This window comes from Mycolicibacterium pyrenivorans (assembly GCF_025821625.1).
GTDB classification, from domain to species: domain Bacteria; phylum Actinomycetota; class Actinomycetes; order Mycobacteriales; family Mycobacteriaceae; genus Mycobacterium; species Mycobacterium pyrenivorans.
The window spans coordinates 1-16,320 of the sequence record NZ_JACKSH010000269.1; the positions used below are offsets into that span (position 1 = coordinate 1).

The 16,320-nt window shown below is 69.1% G+C and carries 16 protein-coding genes and 1 pseudogene; 10 read left to right on the forward strand and 7 right to left on the reverse strand.

The features are described from left to right. Nucleotides 1-105: 105 nt before the first annotated feature. From H7I57_RS29425 to H7I57_RS29435, 3 genes and pseudogenes are all read left to right on the forward strand, one after another. Nucleotides 106-882: an SDR family NAD(P)-dependent oxidoreductase gene (locus H7I57_RS29425; RefSeq protein ID WP_264028056.1), complete on the forward strand. Its 777-nt coding sequence runs from the start codon at nt 106-108 to the stop codon at nt 880-882. A gap of 6 nt (nt 883-888) precedes the next feature. Further along, nucleotides 889-1,787 (forward strand): annotated as a pseudogene (locus H7I57_RS29430) (hypothetical protein). Further along, nucleotides 1,784-2,434, forward strand: coding sequence for a TrmH family RNA methyltransferase (locus H7I57_RS29435; protein ID WP_264028057.1), 651 nt, complete (start codon nt 1,784-1,786; stop codon nt 2,432-2,434). Before H7I57_RS29430 ends, H7I57_RS29435 begins: the two are co-directional and overlap by 4 nt. Here the strand turns inward: H7I57_RS29435 and H7I57_RS29440 are convergent. Next, on the reverse strand, nt 2,318-3,931 hold the full coding sequence (locus tag H7I57_RS29440; RefSeq protein WP_264028059.1) for an MFS transporter: 1,614 nt from the start codon (nt 3,929-3,931) through the stop codon (nt 2,318-2,320). The two genes, H7I57_RS29435 and H7I57_RS29440, sit on opposite strands and share 117 nt — an antisense overlap. After that, on the reverse strand, nt 3,928-4,470 hold the full coding sequence (locus H7I57_RS29445; protein ID WP_264028060.1) for a TetR/AcrR family transcriptional regulator: 543 nt from the start codon (nt 4,468-4,470) through the stop codon (nt 3,928-3,930). The genes H7I57_RS29440 and H7I57_RS29445 overlap by 4 nt, the downstream gene beginning before the upstream one ends. Nucleotides 4,471-4,543: 73 nt before the next feature. On the opposite strand from H7I57_RS29445, the gene H7I57_RS29450 reads away from it, so the two are divergent. Beyond that, nucleotides 4,544-5,671: a glycoside hydrolase family 76 protein gene (locus H7I57_RS29450; protein ID WP_264028061.1), complete on the forward strand. Its 1,128-nt coding sequence runs from the start codon at nt 4,544-4,546 to the stop codon at nt 5,669-5,671. Then, nucleotides 5,668-7,521, forward strand: coding sequence for a Na+/H+ antiporter NhaA (gene nhaA / locus H7I57_RS29455; RefSeq protein ID WP_264028062.1), 1,854 nt, complete (start codon nt 5,668-5,670; stop codon nt 7,519-7,521). Before H7I57_RS29450 ends, nhaA begins: the two co-directional genes overlap by 4 nt. Here nhaA and H7I57_RS29460 read toward each other — a convergent pair. After that, a complete protein-coding gene (locus H7I57_RS29460; RefSeq protein WP_264028127.1) occupies nt 7,518-8,201 on the reverse strand; it encodes a DedA family protein in 684 nt (227 codons plus the stop codon). The two genes, nhaA and H7I57_RS29460, sit on opposite strands and share 4 nt — an antisense overlap. An 89-nt stretch (nt 8,202-8,290) precedes the next feature. Between H7I57_RS29460 and H7I57_RS29465 the strand changes: the two genes are divergently transcribed. Both H7I57_RS29465 and fbaA read left to right on the forward strand, forming a co-directional pair. Further along, entirely contained in the window at nt 8,291-9,304 is a 1,014-nt protein-coding gene (locus H7I57_RS29465) for an alcohol dehydrogenase catalytic domain-containing protein (protein ID WP_264028063.1), read from the forward strand. A 54-nt stretch (nt 9,305-9,358) separates the two neighbouring features. Further along, nucleotides 9,359-10,396 (forward strand): class II fructose-bisphosphate aldolase, encoded by a 1,038-nt coding sequence (gene fbaA / locus H7I57_RS29470; RefSeq protein ID WP_264028064.1) that lies wholly within the window; start codon nt 9,359-9,361, stop codon nt 10,394-10,396. 51 nt (nt 10,397-10,447) lie between these two features. On the opposite strand, the gene H7I57_RS29475 is transcribed toward fbaA, so the two are convergent. Beyond that, nucleotides 10,448-11,275, reverse strand: a complete 828-nt coding sequence (locus H7I57_RS29475; RefSeq protein WP_264028065.1) for an Rv0361 family membrane protein — start codon at nt 11,273-11,275, stop codon at nt 10,448-10,450. A 98-nt stretch (nt 11,276-11,373) separates the two neighbouring features. Here H7I57_RS29475 and H7I57_RS29480 point away from each other — a divergent pair, with 98 nt between their 5' ends. Beyond that, complete coding sequence (locus H7I57_RS29480) at nt 11,374-11,802, forward strand: DUF3151 domain-containing protein (RefSeq protein WP_264028066.1); 429 nt, start codon at nt 11,374-11,376, stop codon at nt 11,800-11,802. On the opposite strand, the gene H7I57_RS29485 is transcribed toward H7I57_RS29480, so the two are convergent. The 3 genes from H7I57_RS29485 to H7I57_RS29495 form a co-directional block, all read right to left on the reverse strand. Next, entirely contained in the window at nt 11,799-12,707 is a 909-nt protein-coding gene (locus H7I57_RS29485; RefSeq protein WP_264028068.1) for a cation diffusion facilitator family transporter, read from the reverse strand. The two genes, H7I57_RS29480 and H7I57_RS29485, sit on opposite strands and share 4 nt — an antisense overlap. A 67-nt stretch (nt 12,708-12,774) precedes the next feature. Further along, nucleotides 12,775-13,584 (reverse strand): site-2 protease family protein, encoded by an 810-nt coding sequence (locus tag H7I57_RS29490; RefSeq protein WP_264028070.1) that lies wholly within the window; start codon nt 13,582-13,584, stop codon nt 12,775-12,777. 19 nt (nt 13,585-13,603) lie between these two features. Then, nucleotides 13,604-14,209: a peptidase M50 gene (locus tag H7I57_RS29495; protein WP_264028071.1), complete on the reverse strand. Its 606-nt coding sequence runs from the start codon at nt 14,207-14,209 to the stop codon at nt 13,604-13,606. 110 nt (nt 14,210-14,319) lie between these two features. Between H7I57_RS29495 and H7I57_RS29500 the strand changes: the two genes are divergently transcribed. After that, a complete protein-coding gene (locus H7I57_RS29500; protein WP_264028072.1) occupies nt 14,320-15,615 on the forward strand; it encodes an adenylosuccinate synthase in 1,296 nt (431 codons plus the stop codon). Between the two features lie 11 nt (nt 15,616-15,626). Continuing rightward, a complete protein-coding gene (locus H7I57_RS29505; RefSeq protein WP_264028128.1) occupies nt 15,627-16,271 on the forward strand; it encodes a PaaI family thioesterase in 645 nt (214 codons plus the stop codon). Nucleotides 16,272-16,320: the final 49 nt, after the last annotated feature.

The following is a 16,320-nucleotide window of genomic DNA, read 5'->3' on the forward strand; positions in this document are numbered from 1 at the left end:
CTCCGATGCGGCCGCGCCGCGGCCCGACCCGCTGCGCCGCACGCCGCCGCCGTCGCGCAACGGTCGGCAGTCGGCCCACTATCAGCGGTAAGTATCCTCTGGGGCATGTCCCGCCCCGTCGCCGCGATCACCGGGCCGACGTCCGGGCTGGGTGAGGGTTTCGCACGCCGGTACGCGGTCGACGGGTACGACCTGGTGCTGGTCGCCCGGGATGTGGAACGGCTGGAATGCCTGGCCGCGGAGTTGCGGGACGAGGCCGGTGCGCAGGTCGAGGTCATTCCCGCGGACCTGGCCGTCGCCGCCGACCGGGAGCGGGTCGCCGAGCGGCTGCGGGCCGGGGTGCAGGTCCTGGTGAACAACGCGGGCTTCGGCACGGCGGGAGAGTTCTGGTCCACCGATTTCGAGACGCTGCAGGCCCAGCTCGACGTCAACGTCACCGCCGTCATGCAGCTCACCCACGCCGCGCTGCCGTCCATGCTGGCCGCGGGCACGGGCACGGTGCTCAACGTGGCCAGCGTCGCCGGGCTGCTGCCGGGGCGGGGGTCGACGTACTCGGCGTCCAAAGCGTGGGTGGTCTCGTTCTCCGAGGGGCTGGCCAACGGTCTCGGCGGGAAGGGCGTCGGGGTGCACGCCCTGTGCCCCGGGTTCGTCCACACCGAGTTCCACGAGCGGGCCGGCATCGACATGGCGGGCACGGCGTCGTTTCTGTGGCTCGAGGTCGACGACGTGGTCCGCGAGACGATGGCCGGCATCGCCAAGGGCAGGGTTGTCATCATCCCGGGGCTGCAGTACAAGGCGCTGACCACCGGCGGGCGCATGGTGCCACGAAACGTGGTGCGCGCCTTGACCAGAGTTGTGGGCAAGGGCCGTGACCGTACCTGAGGCCCAGTGCGGGTAATCGCGATCCTGGTGGCGATCGTGCTTGCCGCCACCTCTTGTTCGGGGGAAGAACGTCGCGCCGACGTCTTCTCCTCCGCGCGCGCGGCGTTCGGCGAATCGTTGGCGATTCTCGGCTGGAACATGGCGGTGGCCAATCTGCGATTCGACGCCGACTACGTCCTGGTCGACGTCGAGGCGTCACCCTCGCAGGAGGGCGCGGCGCACGCCGAACCCGGGACGTCAGGTTCGGCCTCTACGGTGCGTTGGCGCATCCGGTCGAGTCACCGGGCCTGGGCGGCTGCGAAGACGTGACAAGCCTTGACATCCAACCGTTGTCGGCTCCTACTCCGGACCGGTTGACGGGCACCGTGTGCCTCGGCCCGCTGCGGGATCAGTCCCAGGTGCGCGGGGTGTACGTCTACTCCCCGCGCGACCGAATCGCAGGCACCACCGCCGCGTACCCGGCGGCGTTCCCGGTCGGGGTGATGCCCACCAACGAGAACGACACGGGCCTGACGGTGCGGACGACGAGTGTGGACGCGTTCCGGGCGGACGGGGAAAGGATCGAGCCCCCGGCGCTCGGCGACCCGGCCGCGTTCGAAGGAAACGGCTACATGCTCCTCGGACTCGAAATCGACGGCCTGGCAGCGCGTTACCGCGACGACTCGGCTCAGCGCGGCGGTCCGATGATGGTGCTGGCCGCTCCCACGCTGCCGGGCCGGGGCCTGAGCTATGCGTGCAGCGTCTACGGCGCGTCGGTGCTCGTGCTGCCGGAGGCATCGCGGGACGCGGTGCAGGTCCGTGCGTCGTTGTGCACCCAGGGCGAGATCAATGCCGCACTTCTCTACGCGACGGTGTCGCTGTCGGGGACGCATGCGGCGGTGTGGACCGAAGATCCCCAAGGATGACTGAATCCGACGTTCCCGGACCCACCGAGTGGGGCGAGGGTCACGGGGTGGGGCCCTGGCCGGGGCCGCTGCCCGACGACCCCCGCTACGACCCGGAGCTGTTGCGCACCGGTGACACCCGCAATGTCGTTGACGCCTACCGCTATTGGAGCAGGGAAGCCATCGTCGCCGACATCGACGAGCGCAGGCACGTGCTGCACGTGGCGATCGAGAACTTCGGCAATGACGCCAACATCGGCGCGGTCGTGCGCACCGCCAACGCGTTCGCCGTCGACACGGTCCACATCGTCGGCCGCCGCCGCTGGAATCGGCGCGGCGCCATGGTCACCGACCGGTACCAGCGGCTGCGCCACCACGACACGACCGCCGACCTGCTGGACTTCGCCGCGCAGGCCGGTTTGTCGGTGGTGGCGGTCGACAATGTCCCCGGCGCTTCACGGATCGAGGACGTCACGTTGCCGCGCGGCTGCCTGCTGATCTTCGGCCAGGAGGGGCCGGGGATCACGGCCGAGGCGACGGCGGGCGCCCGATCAACAGTGTCGATCGCCCAGTTCGGCTCCACACGCAGCATCAACGCAGCGGTCGCCGCGGGGATCGCCATGCACACCTGGATCCGCCAGCACGCCGATCTCGACCGAGCCTGGTAAGGCGTCGCGCGGCCGCAGGAGCAGCCAGACGGCGGCAGCCGCGGTCAGCAGCAGCGCGGCGCCGACTCCGGAGGCGAGCGCCAGGCCGTCGGTGAACGCCGTCCTGGCGGCCGTCAGCAGCTCGGTCGCCTGGCTCGCGGGCAGCGCCTCCGCGGCGCGCAGGGCGCCGGGCAGCGAGTCACGCGCCTCGGCGGCGACGTCGGAGGGGACGCTGGGGGCGATCGCGACGGTCCGGTACACGGCGGTGACGATCGAACCCAGCGTCGCGATGCCCAGCGCCATCCCGAGCTCGTAGGCGGTCTCGGACACCGCCGCCGCCGAGCCGGCCCTCTCCCTGGGCACGCTCGCCAGGATGACATCGCTGGCGACAGTGAACGCCAGGCCGAGGCCGACGCCGACCACGAACAGCGCAGCGCCCAGCGGCAGGTAGGGCGTCACGGGCGTGAATAGTGTGAGCGACGCCGCCAGGGAGGCCATGGCGACACCGACCAGCGTCAACCCCGTGGTGAGCACCAACCGGTGGGAGACGTAGCGCACGGCCACACCGGCGAGGACACCGAACACCGTCGCCGTGACCGCGGCGGGCAGTTCGGCCAGGCCCGCCTTGAGGGGACCGTAACCGTGCACCAGCTGGAAGTACTGCGACAGGAAGAACACCAGGCCGGACAGGCCGAGCACGGACAGCAGGTTGGCGGAGACGACGCCGGTGAACACCGGGTTGCGGAACAACCGCACGTCGATCAGCGGCGTGGGCAGCCGCAACTGGCGTCGGACGAACAACGTCAACACCGTCGCGCCGACGGCACCGGCGATGACGGCGTCCACGCGCAGACCGTGGGCCAGGCCGGTGAACCCCTCCTTGATGCCGTACACCACGCCGAGCATCCCGACCATGGACAGGGCCACGCTCGGCAGGTCCCACGGCCCCGGTTCGGGGTTGCGGTGCTCGGGCAGCAGCACGACGCCGCCGACGAGCAGGACCAGCATCACCGGGACGTTGATCAGGAAGACCGATCCCCACCAGAAGTGTTCGAGCAGCACCCCGCCGACGACCGGCCCCAGCGCGGCGCCCGCGGAGAACGCCGAGGCCCACACGCCGACGGCGATGCTGCGCTCGCGCTGGTCCGGGAACAGGCCGCGGATCAGCGCCAGGGTGGCAGGGGTCAGGGTCGCGCCTGCCATGCCGAGCAGCGCGCGGGTCACGATCAACATCTCCGGGGTCGACGAGTACGCCGTGATCGCCGAGACGACCGCGAATGCCGTTGCGCCGCAGAGCAGCAGCCTCTTGTGTCCGATGCGGTCGCCGAGGCTGCCCATGCTGATCAGCAGTGCGGCCAGCACGAAGGAGTAGATGTCGCCGATCCAGAGGATCTGGGTGCCGGTGGTACCGAGGTCGGCGCTGATGAATGGGGTCGCCAACGCGAGCACCGTGCCGTCGATGCCGATCAGCAGGACGGCCATCGTGAGGATGCCGAGAGCGAACCAGCGGCGGTTCATGAGGTGCGCACTCCGTTGAGTAGCAGGTCGGTGATCAGGCGGTCGAAGTCGCGGGCGGCGACGCGGCCCGCGCGGATGGCCCACGCCGTCCCTTCGACCAGGCTGTAGAACGCCTCGGTCAGCCACGCCGCGGTGAGGTCGGGCCGGAAGTCACCGTCGCGCTGCCCGCGCTCGAACAGCGACGTGATCTCGGTGTCGATCTCCTGCCACGCATCCAGCGTGGCCTCGAGGTCGAGCTCCTGGCTCTGGCTGTACAGCAGGGCCATATACGGCGACACCGGCTCGCATGCCGCGACGAGCCGGCACAGCGCCTCGGTGGCCGACCCCTCGTCGAGCCGGACACGCCTCAACACCTCACGCATCTCGGCGACGGCGAGCGCCTCGAGCGCCTCCATCAGCGCGGCCCTTCCGGAGAAATGCCGGTGAAGCGTCGCCCTGCTCACCCCGACGGCGCTGGCGATCTCATCCTGGGTGGCGTTCGGGCGACGCCCGAGAAAGTCGGCTGCGGCGCGCAGCAACTCGTCACGTGTCCCCGACATGCGACAACTCTATCTCACTTGAGACAAAACTGTCTCATAGCTTCGGGACGTTCGTTAAGGCAGGATCAACACCATGGATCAGTTGTGGGCCAACCGCGCCGCCAGTGCGGAAGCAGCGATCGCGAAGCGGCACCTGAAGCGGCTGTGGGGCCTGCCGGGCACCCAACTCGGTGTGGTCGCGTGGCCTGCCGCCCGGCGGCACCGGCGGTTCGGCACCTGGCACTACTGGTGGCAGGCCCACCTCCTCGACAACCTGGTCGACGCGCAGGTTCGCGATCCCGATCCGGAACGCCTGAAGTCGATCGCCCGGCAGATCCGAGGGCATCGGCTGCGAAACACCGGCAAATGGGTCAACGACTACTACGACGACATGGCATGGCTGGCGCTGGCGCTCGAGCGCGCGGGCCGGCTGACCGGCGTGGGCCGGCACAGGGCACTCGACAAGCTCGCCGAGCAGTTCCTCAACGCGTGGGTGCCCGAGGACGGCGGCGGCATACCGTGGCGCAAGCAGGATCAGTTCTTCAACGCACCGGCCAACGGACCCGCCGGTGTCTTCCTCGCCCGTCATGACGACCGACTGCGGCGGGCGCAGCAGATGGCCGACTGGATCGACGAGACGCTGATCGACCCGGAGACCCATCTGGTCTTCGACGGCATCCAGTCCGGCTCGCTGGTGCGCGCGCAGTACACCTACTGCCAAGGCGTGGTGCTGGGACTGGAGACCGAACTGGCCGTGCGCACCGAGGACGCCGACCATGCCGAGCGTGTGCACCGCCTGGTGGCCGCGGTTGCCGAGCACATGGCGCCCGGCGGTGTGATCAAGGGCGCGGGCGGCGGTGACGGTGGCTTGTTCAACGGGATCCTGGCGCGCTACCTCGCGCTGGTGACCACCGCGCTGCCCCGGCGCGGTCCCGAGGACGAGAAGGCTTGTGGGACTGCGCGTTCGGTGGTGCTGTCCTCGGCGAGGGCCGCCTGGGACAACCGCCAGAACGTCGACGGCCTCCCGCTGTTCGGTGCGTTCTGGGAGCGGACCGCCGAGCTGCCGACGGCGGCGTCGAAGGACGCGGAGTTCGTCGAGGGCGCCGTCAACTCCTCGGAGATCCCGGAGCGGGATCTCTCGGTGCAGCTGTCGGGATGGATGTTGATGGAAGCCGCCCACACCGTTGCGGGCTCAGCTGACGATGTAGCCGCCGATCAGTGACTGAACCGACGACGCAGCGGGGTTTCCCGCTGCTCCCGGCGCGGCTCGGTCGCGGCAGCAAGGCCACCAGGACCACCGACAACACGGCCGCAGCACTGCTGCTCGCGTTCACCGTCATCGCCATCCTGTGGGCGAATTCTCCTTGGGCGCAGAGCTATTCGGAGCTGCTCGACACACACGTCGGCCTCGCCTTCGGTGAACACCACTTCGAGATGACGGTCAAGCACCTCGTCAACGACGCCCTGATGACGTTCTTCTTCTTCATCGTCGGGCTGGAGGTGACCAGGGAGTTCTCCATCGGTGAGCTCACCGACCGGTCGCGGGCCGCGGTGCCGGTGGTCGCCGCCGCCGCCGGGCTGGTGATACCGGCCGTGGTGTTCCTGGTGTTCAACCCCTCCGGTGAGAACGCTCAGGCATGGGGTGTGGTGATCTCCACCGACACCGCGTTCCTGGTCGGCGCGCTGGCGATCATCAAGCCCAAGTTCCCTGCGCGCGTGCGGATCTTCCTTCTCACGCTCGCGGTGGTGGACGACGTCGGAGCGCTGTGTGCGATCGCGCTGTTCTACTCCGACAGTATCCAGGTCGGCCCGCTGATCGTGTCGGTGACACTGATCGGCGCGCTGGCGCTGGTGCGTTATCTGCCGCCGGGGATACGAGGGCCGGCGTACGCCGTGCTTGGGGTGGCGCTGTGGATCGCGCTGTACCTGGCCGGGATTCACCCGACGCTGGCCGGGGTCGTGGTGGCGCTGATGATCCCGGTGTTCACTCCCGAGCGTCGCCCGGTGGAACGGGCCGTCGACCAGATCCGCGCGTTCCGTCAGTCACCGAACTCGCAGTACGCCCGCGCGGCGAGTCGCTCGCTGCGGGAGTCGATCTCGATCAACGAGAGGTTGCAGACCACCGTGGGGCCCACGGTGTCGTTCGTGGTCCTGCCGCTGTTCGCGTTGGTCAACGCCGGGGTGCTGCTGGACGCCCAGAGCCTGTCGACGGCCCTGCGGTCGCCCCTGACGTGGGGGATCGTCGCCGGCCTGGTGATCGGCAAGTTCGTCGGCATCACCGGCGCCACCTGGTTCATGCGCCGCACCCGGCTGGGCCAGCTCGCGCCCGGGCTCACGCTGCGCCGGATCGCCGGCGGTGCCGCGCTGTCGGGGATCGGCTTCACCATCTCGCTGTTCATCGTCGACATCGCGATCTCCGAGCCCGGCAGGCAGGACCAGGCGCGCATCGGCGTGCTCGCGGCATCGGTGATCGCGTTCGCACTCGGCTGGGCGATCTTCCGGATCACCGACTGGCTCAGCCCTCCCGAACCGGTCGGGATGAAGCTGCTGCGGCCCGTCGACCCCGATCGCGACCACATCCGCGGTAGCCATGACGCGCCGCTGACGCTGGTGGAGTACGGCGACTTCGAATGCCCGTTCTGCAGCCGGGCCACCGGCGCGATCGACGAGGTGCGCGCCCATTTCGGTGAGGAGCTGCGCTACGTGTGGCGGCACTTCCCGCTCGAGCGGGCGCATCCACGTGCGTTCGACGCCGCGCGGGCCAGCGAAGCCGCCGCACTGCAGGGCAGGTTCTGGGAGATGGCGCACGAACTGTTCGATCACCAGGACGACCTGGAGTGGTCGGACATGTACCGCTACGCCGTGACCGCCGGATGCGACATCGAACAGTTCGATCAGGACGTGCGGGTGCACTCGTCGAAGGTGCTGCACCGCGTGACCGACGACGCGGAGGACGCCGAGGAGATGGACCTCAACGCGACGCCCACGCTGTTCGTCAACGGCAAACGGCACAAGGGGCCGTGGGACGCCGCCAGCCTCATCCGCGCACTGGAGCAGACCCGGGAGCGCTAGGCCGTCTGCTCACCGGATTCCATGGGCGGCGTCGGGATGCCTGCCTGCTTGGCGGCCTTGCGTCGCTTGTACCACTCGATTGCCATCGGCAGCACCGAGAGCACCACGATCCCGATCACGATGGGCTCGAGGAGCTTCTGGATGATCTCGAACCGGCCGAGCCAGTAGCCGAGCACCGTCAGGCCGATTCCCCACACGGCCGCCCCGACGGCGTTGTAGAGGGTGAAGACCCCGTAGTTCATCTTGGCCGCGCCCGCGGTGATGGGCGCGAGCGTGCGCACGATCGGGACGAAACGGGCGATGACGATCGCGAACGGCCCGCGCTGCTCGAAGAACAGGTGTGCCTCGTCGAGGTAGCGCTGCTTGAGGAACCGGGCGTTGGGCTTGAACATCGCCGTGCCGACGTTGCGACCGATCCAGTAGCCCACCTGGCCGCCGAGCACCGCGGCGATCGGGATGAACACCACCAGCTGCCAGAGCTCGAAGTTGGCCTGGACGGTGCCGTCCTGGGCGGCGGCGGCGGTGCCTGCGGCGAGCATCCCCGCCACGAACAGCAGCGAATCGCCGGGCAGGACCGGGAACAGCACGCCGGACTCGACGAAGACCACCACCAGCAACCCGATCAGCGCCCAGGTTCCGAAGTAGCTCAGAAGGTTGATCGGGTCCAGGAAATCGGGCATCAGCGCAAGGGTGTCGACGACCACGGGTCCCAAGGGTACCGGCGGGTGAACGCGGGTCCCGAATCCGCGCGGTCGACTTAGGCTTGGGTATGCCCACGCACAAGGCCGTCCAGGTCGCCTCCGCCAATGAGTCCCTCACCGTCGTCGACGTCGACACCGAGGCTCCGTCGGCAGGCCACGTGCGCATCGCCGTCGCGGCGTGCGGTGTCTGCGGCACCGACCGGGAGTTCTACGCAGGCCACTTTCCCGGACTGCAGTGGCCGATCACTCTGGGGCACGAGATCGCGGGAACGGTGGCTCAGGTCGGGGATGGTGTCGAGGACTTCGAAGTCGGCGACCGGGTGGCCGTCGGGTGGTTCGGCGGAAACTGCAACCGTTGCATCCCCTGCCGGAAGGGCTCGTTCATGCAGTGCGAGCGCATGCAGGTGCCGAGCTGGCATTACCCCGGCGGCTACGCGGAATCGGTGACGGCGCCGGTAACGGCGCTGGCGCGGATTCCGGACGGGCTGTCGTTCGTCGAAGCCGCACCCATGGGCTGCGCGGGTGTGACGACGTTCAACGGGCTACGCGAGACGCGCGCCAAGGCCGGCGACCTGGTCGCGATCCTCGGTGTCGGCGGGCTGGGTCACCTCGGCGTGCAGTTCTCCAGGGCGATGGGGTTCGAGACGGTCGCGATCGCCCATGGCACCGGTAGGGCCGAGGAGGCCACACAACTGGGCGCACACCATTACATCGACTCGACGGCGCAGGATGTCGCCGCGGAACTGAAGAAGCTCGGTGGCGCCGCCGTCGTGCTGGCCACGGCCAACAACGCCGCCGCCATGGCCGCGACCGTCGGCGGCCTGGGCCCGGCAGGGGAACTGGTCGCCGTCGGCGTAACCCCCGAGAACCTGCCGATCAGCCCGCTCGACCTGATCAACTCCGGGCTGTCGGTGGCCGGCCACCCGTCGGGCACCTCGCGCGACGTCGAGGAGACGATGCACTTCGCACTGCTGTCCGGGGTGCGGGCGAAGGTGGAGGAACTGCCGTTGGCGCAGGCTGCTGAAGCGTACGCCGCGATGGACGAGGGCCGGGCGCGCTACCGGATGGTTCTGACCGTGTGAGCGCGCATCGTTCTTGACATACTTGCGACCAACGCTCAGTCGAGAGGAAACGCCATGCCCATCGCCACGCCCGAGGTCTACGCCGAGATGCTGGCCCGCGCCAAGGAGCACTCCTTCGCGTTCCCGGCGATCAACTGTGTCGGCTCGGAGAGCCTGAACGCCGCCATCAAGGGCTTCGCGGACGCCGGATCCGACGGCATCATCCAGTTCTCCACCGGCGGTGCGGAATTCGCGTCCGGTCTCGGGGTCAAGGACATGGTCACCGGCGCGGTGGCGCTGGCGGAGTTCGCGCATGTCATCGCCGAGCGGTACCCGATCACCGTCGCGCTGCACACCGACCACTGCCCGAAGGACAAGCTGGACACCTACGTCCGGCCGCTGCTCGCCATCTCCGCAGAGCGCGTCGCCAAGGGTCGCAATCCTCTGTTCCAGTCGCACATGTGGGACGGCTCGGCGGTACCCATCGACGAGAACCTGTCGATCGCGCAGGAGCTTCTCAAGCAGGCGGCCGCGGCCAAGATCATCCTGGAGATCGAGATCGGGGTGGTCGGCGGAGAAGAGGACGGCGTCGAGGCCGAGATCAACGACAAGCTCTACACCTCAGCCGAGGACTTCGAGAAGACCATCGAGGCTCTCGGCGCGGGTGAGCACGGCAAGTACCTGCTGGCCGCCACGTTCGGCAACGTCCACGGTGTCTACAAGCCGGGCAACGTGGTGCTCAAGCCGGAGATCCTGGCCGAAGGCCAGAAGGTCGCCACGGCCAAGCTCGGGCTCCCCGACGGATCCCAGCCGTTCGACTTCGTCTTCCACGGCGGATCGGGCTCGCTCAAGTCCGAGATCGAGGACTCGCTGCGGTATGGCGTGGTCAAGATGAACGTCGACACCGACACGCAGTACGCGTTCACCCGTCCCATCGTCGGGCACATGTTCAGCAACTACGACGGCGTGCTGAAGGTCGACGGCGAAGTCGGCAACAAGAAGGTCTACGACCCGCGGAGCTACTTCAAGAAGGCCGAGGCGGGGATGAGCGAGCGCGTCGTGGAGGCGTGCAACGACCTGCACAGCGCGGGCCGGAGCGTGACCGCCGGCTGAGCCGGCAATTGGATACCGCCGGCTGAGCCGGCAATTGGATACCGCCGGGTCTCAGCCTCTCGGCGCCTGGCAGATCTTCCACTGCTCGTCGCGGAACTGCAGGTCGAAGCTGCGTGTCGAGCGCGTCTGGGGCGCGTACGCCATGAACGTGGTGACGTTGGCCTCGGCGTGGTCGCCGTTGACCACCACCTGATCGATGCTGGCCACCACCGGGTACTGCTTGGCTGCGGCCACCCGGGCGTGGGTCTCGGCCCAGGCCTGCTCGTCATAGCGGACGTAGCTGTCCCGGGTGGACCCGCAGGTGATGCCGCGCAGCGTGGCCAGGTCGCCGTTCTGCACGGCGGTGTCGAATTCCTGGATCGTGGAGCGGACCTGATCCTCCTGGGACACCGCGGGCGAGGACGTCCGAGTGAGCAGGATGGTGCCGAGAATCGCGATGGCCGCCAGCGCCGCGATGACGAGCACGATGGCCACCACCCAGCCCCAGCTCCGCCTCTTCTTCGGCGCCTTGGGGGCATCGCCGCGGGGCGGGATCATCTGGGGGGCAACGGGTTTCTGGGCGGCGAACTGCTCGGTGTCACCGCTCTCGGTGGCCGAGAACACCTCGGTGGCGGGGTCGGTGGGCCGGTTGATGATCTGCGTGGAACCCGCATCGAACCCCGATGGCGCGGTGAACCGCCGCTCGCCGGGATCGTTGGACTGGGTCTCGTCCTGGGGCGTGGCGGGCGCCATGATCTCGGTGGCCGGTTCGTGATCGGTTTCCGGTTCGGGCAGTATCTCCGTCTCGGCGTCCGCGCCGTCGGGTGCCTCGTCCCCGGACGGCTCCGTCACCTCGTCGGTCGTCTCGTCCGGTTGGTCAGGCGGTGTGGGGTTCGACATCCCTGATCAGATCCTCCTGGTCTTTCCCAACGACGCTACGGGCGAAGCTTAGCCATCCACGGTGACGAGTACCCGCGTGCGCACTGCACAATGGGTCCATGACTCGGATGGGTGATCTCCTCGGACCGGAACCGGTGCTGCTGCCCGGCGATCCCGCAGCAGAGGCCGAATTGGATGCCGCGGAGAATCCGTCCATCGTGGCCGCCGCGCATCCGTCGGCCTCGATCGCGTGGGCGCTGCTCGCCGAGGAGGCGCTCGACGACGACAAGGCGGTCACCGCGTACGCCTACGCCCGCACCGGCTACCACCGTGGGCTGGATCAGTTGCGCCGCAGCGGCTGGAAGGGCTTCGGCCCGGTGCCGTACTCGCACGAACCCAATCGGGGCTTTCTCCGCTGCGTCGCGGCGCTGGCCCGTGCCGCCGACGCAATCGGGGAGACCCCCGAGTACCAACGTTGCCTGGACCTGCTCGACGACTGCGATCCATCCGCCCGCGGGCATCTCGGACTGCCCTCATCCGGCGTCTAGCGGTTGTTGCTCTCACACTCGCAGTCGGCGGCTGCGTCCGGGGGTTCCACCTGAACCGTCGAGTGGTCGAGGCCGCGCGCGGTCAGCACGGCGCGGGCATCGTCGAGCACCAGCGCCGAGTCCCGCTTGCTGGTCAGGTGCGCGGTGACCATGTCCTTGCCCGGCACCAACGTCCACACGTGCAGATCGTGCACCTCGGTGACGCCCTCGACGGCGCACAGCGCCGACCGCAGCTCATCGACGTCGATGTGGCTGGGTGAGGTCTCGGACAGGATGCGCAGCGCCGCCCGGGCCAGGGAGATGGCGCGCGGCAGCACCCACAGCGCCACGAGGACGGCGACCACGACGTCGGCGTAGGGCCAGGCGGTGGTGACCGTGACGATGCCGGCGATCAGCACGCCGACGCTGCCGACGGTGTCGGCGAGGACCTCCATGTAGGCGCCCTTGACCGCGAGGCTGTCCTGGGAGTGTGACCGCAGCAGCGCCACGACGACGCCGTTGGCGAGCAGCCCCGCCAGCGCGACGACGATCATCGGCACCCCGGGGATCTCGGGGGCGTCCCCGAGCCGCTTGAACGCCTCGTAGAGGATGAAGCAGGCCATCCCGAGCAGCAGTGCGGCGTTGGCGACCGCGGTGAACACCTCGGCGCGGTGCCGCCCGTAGGTCCGTGACGGGGACGAACTGCCGCGCCGGGCCAGCAGCACCGCCGACAGCCCCATGAACATGGCCACCAGGTCGGTCAGCATGTGGCCCGCGTCGGCCAGCAGGGCGATCGAGTTGATCGCCAGCGCCGTGGTCAGCTCGACGACGAAGAAGACCGACAGGATGCCCGCGGCGATGACCATCCGGGAGACGCGGGTGTCCGACTGGGCGTGACTGTGGCCGTGATCGTGTCCCGCACCCATGCGAAGCAATGTATGCGAAAACATGCATATGTTGCAAGGGGCTACCGTGGGGCAGCGCGCACGGGTCTCACAGCCAGGCGGACCAGAACCTGGTCAGCTGGCCCCCGGCGGCTGACAGCGCGGCGGGCACGCCGGACAGGTCGAACAACCAGTACACCGCGCCGAAGAACCACTGGTTGAGCGGCGGCGCGATGAGCAGGATCAGCAGGATGAAGAACCCCCACTGCTTGGCCGGCTGTAACGCGCGCCGCGTCTCGCGGCTCAGGTGCGGTTCCAGCGCTCCGTAGCCGTCCAGGCCGGGGATGGGCAGCATGTTCAGCAGCAACGCGGTGACCTGGAGGAATCCGAGGAACGCCATGCCCGCCCAGAACACCGAGTGGGCGGGGTCGTACAGCAGCCGGATGGTCGTGAGGATCCCCACGGCGAACAGCAGGTTGACTGCCGGGCCCGCCAGGCTGACCAGCGTCTTCTGCCGCGTCGTCATGGATGCCGTCTGCACGTAGACCGCACCGCCGGGCAGGCCGATGCCGCCGAGCGCGATGAACAGCACCGGCAGCCCGAGCGACAGCAGCGGGTGTGAGTATTTCAGCGGGTTGAGCGTGAGATAACCACGGAGGGCCACGTCGCGGTCGCCGAACCGCCATGCGGTGTAGGCGTGGCCGAACTCGTGCAGGCACAGCGACACCAGCCACCCGAAGATGACGAAGACGAAGACGCCGACGTAGGCGAGCGGGCGGATCTGTCCCGGGGCGAGCGAAGCGACGGGGGATGACGGCGAGGAGAACCACGCCACGACGCCGCCGGCCGCGGTGATCGCCACGATGGCCAGGAAGATCGGGCTGGGACGCACTGCCTGGTGCAGTGGGCGAACGCTCACGTCACCGAAGCTACCGGGGTCACCTGGGGCCCACCCGCAGCCAGCCCTCGGTATGGCGGTAGAAGGTCGACCGCCGCACGGGTCGCGGCCCCGGCTCGCCGTCGCGCACGACCGCCGCGCCCGTGGTTCCCAGCTGGGCGGCCCGGCCCGTCACCCACCGCGTCGGACGCATGCGCCGCGACAGGACGGTGGCCCGCAGCCCGGGCATCGTCGGGATCGGCTCGACCCGCACACCGGTCACCTCGCCGTCGAACAGCCGCTCGTCGTCGACCACCGCCTCGCCGCGGAGCGTGCGGACCCCCTCCTGCGGCAGCCAGTACGCGGCCTGCGCGACCACGGTCCCCGTCTCATCGCGGATGAGGGGAACCCGGGCGGCGGTACCGGTCAGGGCACGGCGCCCCTGCCAGGGCCGTGTCACGTGGGCCACCTCGATGTCCAGCCGGTCGGCGCGCAGCAGCCGGGTCAGCACCGCGGCCAGGTCGGCGGGCGCGCCGATCACGACGAGGCGCGCGGATGCGGGGAATCGGTCCAGCTCGGCGTCGGGGGCGACGACGGGAAGGCGGCGCAGCCCGCGGGGAGCCCGGCGGCCGCCGAACAGCAGAACCGCGACTTCGGATGGGGTCAATCCGCTCCTTGTAAACGCACGACGATCAGGTCGGATAAGGTAGCTCACCGGCTGCACACAGTGTGAGGCAGTACGCGCGCGAGTAGGCGCGAGACGCAGGAGACATCAGCATGCCGGCAATCGTCCTCATCGGCGCCCAGTGGGGTGACGAGGGCAAAGGTAAGGCCACCGATCTTCTCGGTGGCCGGGTCCAATGGGTCGTTCGCTACCAGGGGGGCAACAACGCCGGTCACACGGTGGTGCTGCCGACGGGGGAGAATTTCGCCCTCCACCTGATCCCGTCGGGGGTCCTGACTCCCGGTGTCACCAACGTCATCGGCAACGGCGTCGTCGTCGACCCGGGGGTGCTGCTCACCGAGCTGCAGGGACTCGAAGCGCGCGGGGTCGACACCGAACGGCTGCTCATCTCCGCCGACGCCCACCTGTTGATGCCCTATCACGTGGCGATCGACAAGGTCGTCGAACGCTATGCGGGCAGCAAGAAGATCGGCACCACCGGTCGCGGCATCGGGCCCTGCTACCAGGACAAGATCGCGCGCATCGGCATCCGGGTGGCCGACGTGCTCGACCCCACCCTGCTGGAAGAGAAGATCGAGGGCGCGCTGGAGTTCAAGAACCAGGTGCTGGTCAAGATCTACAACCGCAAGGCGCTGGACACCGCGGAGGTGGTCGAGGCCCTGCTGGCGCAGGCGGAGGGGTTCAAGCACCGCATCGCCGACACCCGGCTGTTGCTCAACGCGGCGCTGGAGCAGGGCCAGACGGTGCTGCTGGAGGGATCGCAGGGCACCCTGCTCGACGTCGACCACGGCACGTATCCCTTTGTCACGTCGTCGAATCCGACAGCGGGCGGGGCGTCGGTCGGGTCCGGCATCGGCCCGACGCGGATCACCACGGTGCTCGGGATCCTGAAGGCCTACACCACGCGCGTCGGCTCAGGTCCGTTCCCGACCGAGCTGTTCGACGCGAACGGCGAGTACCTGGCCAAGACCGGTGGCGAGATCGGGGTGACCACCGGCAGGCGGCGCCGCTGCGGTTGGTTCGACGCCGTGATCGCCCGTTACGCGACGAGGGTCAACGGGATCACCGACTACTTCCTGACCAAGCTCGATGTGCTGTCCAGCCTGGAGACGGTGCCGGTGTGCGTCGGGTACCGCGTCGACGGGAAGCGCACCGATGACATGCCGATGACCCAGAGCGACATCGCCCGCGCCGAGCCCATCTACGAGGAGCTCCCCGGGTGGTGGGAGGACATCTCGGGTGCGCGAGAGTTCGCCGACCTGCCCGCGAAGGCCCGTGACTACGTTCTCAGGCTCGAAGAGCTTGCCGGAGCGCATGTTTCGTGCATCGGCGTGGGCCCCGGCCGGGACCAGACGATCGTGCGGCGCGACATCCTGGCCGAGAAGTGACCGAACGCGAGGTGAGCGACTACGGCCTGGACCCGCGGCGCGTCGACCCCAACTACGACCGCCACGGCGGTTTCCCGGTCTTCGAACCCGCCGACCCAGGGCCAGGTTTCGGGCGCTTCCTCGCGGCGATGCGGCGCGCCCAGGATCTGGCGGTCTCGGTCAATCCGGACCGTGACACCTGGAGCGAGGCGGCCGACCGTGTCGAGGGACTGGTCGAACTGCTCGACCCCTTCGTCGCCGGCGAGGGTGTCGGTCCGGCCAGCCGGGTGCCGTCGCTGCCCGGCGCGGGCAGTCTGCTGATGCCGCCGTGGACGGTGTCCAGCTTCGAGCCGGACGGCGTCGAGTTGCAGGTGGAGTTCAGTCGCTTTCACGTCGGCGGAAACTACGCCGTGCACGGCGGGGTCCTGCCGCTGCTGTTCGACTCGGTGTTCGGCATGGTGATCCGCGCCGCGGGCCGCCCGATCAGCAGGACCGCCTTCCTGCACGTCGAGTACCGCAAGGTGACGCCCATCGACACCAAGCTTTCCGCGCGGGGCTGGATCCGCGAGGCCGACGGGCGTAAGGCGTTCGTCAACGCCGAATTGCGCGACCCGGAAGGCAGCCTCCTGGCCGACGCCAACGGGTTGATGATCCGGCTCCTTCCCGGCCAGCCCTAGACACCGCGGGGGGCGATGGAAAAGAGTATTCGGGAGTACCTGCTGATCT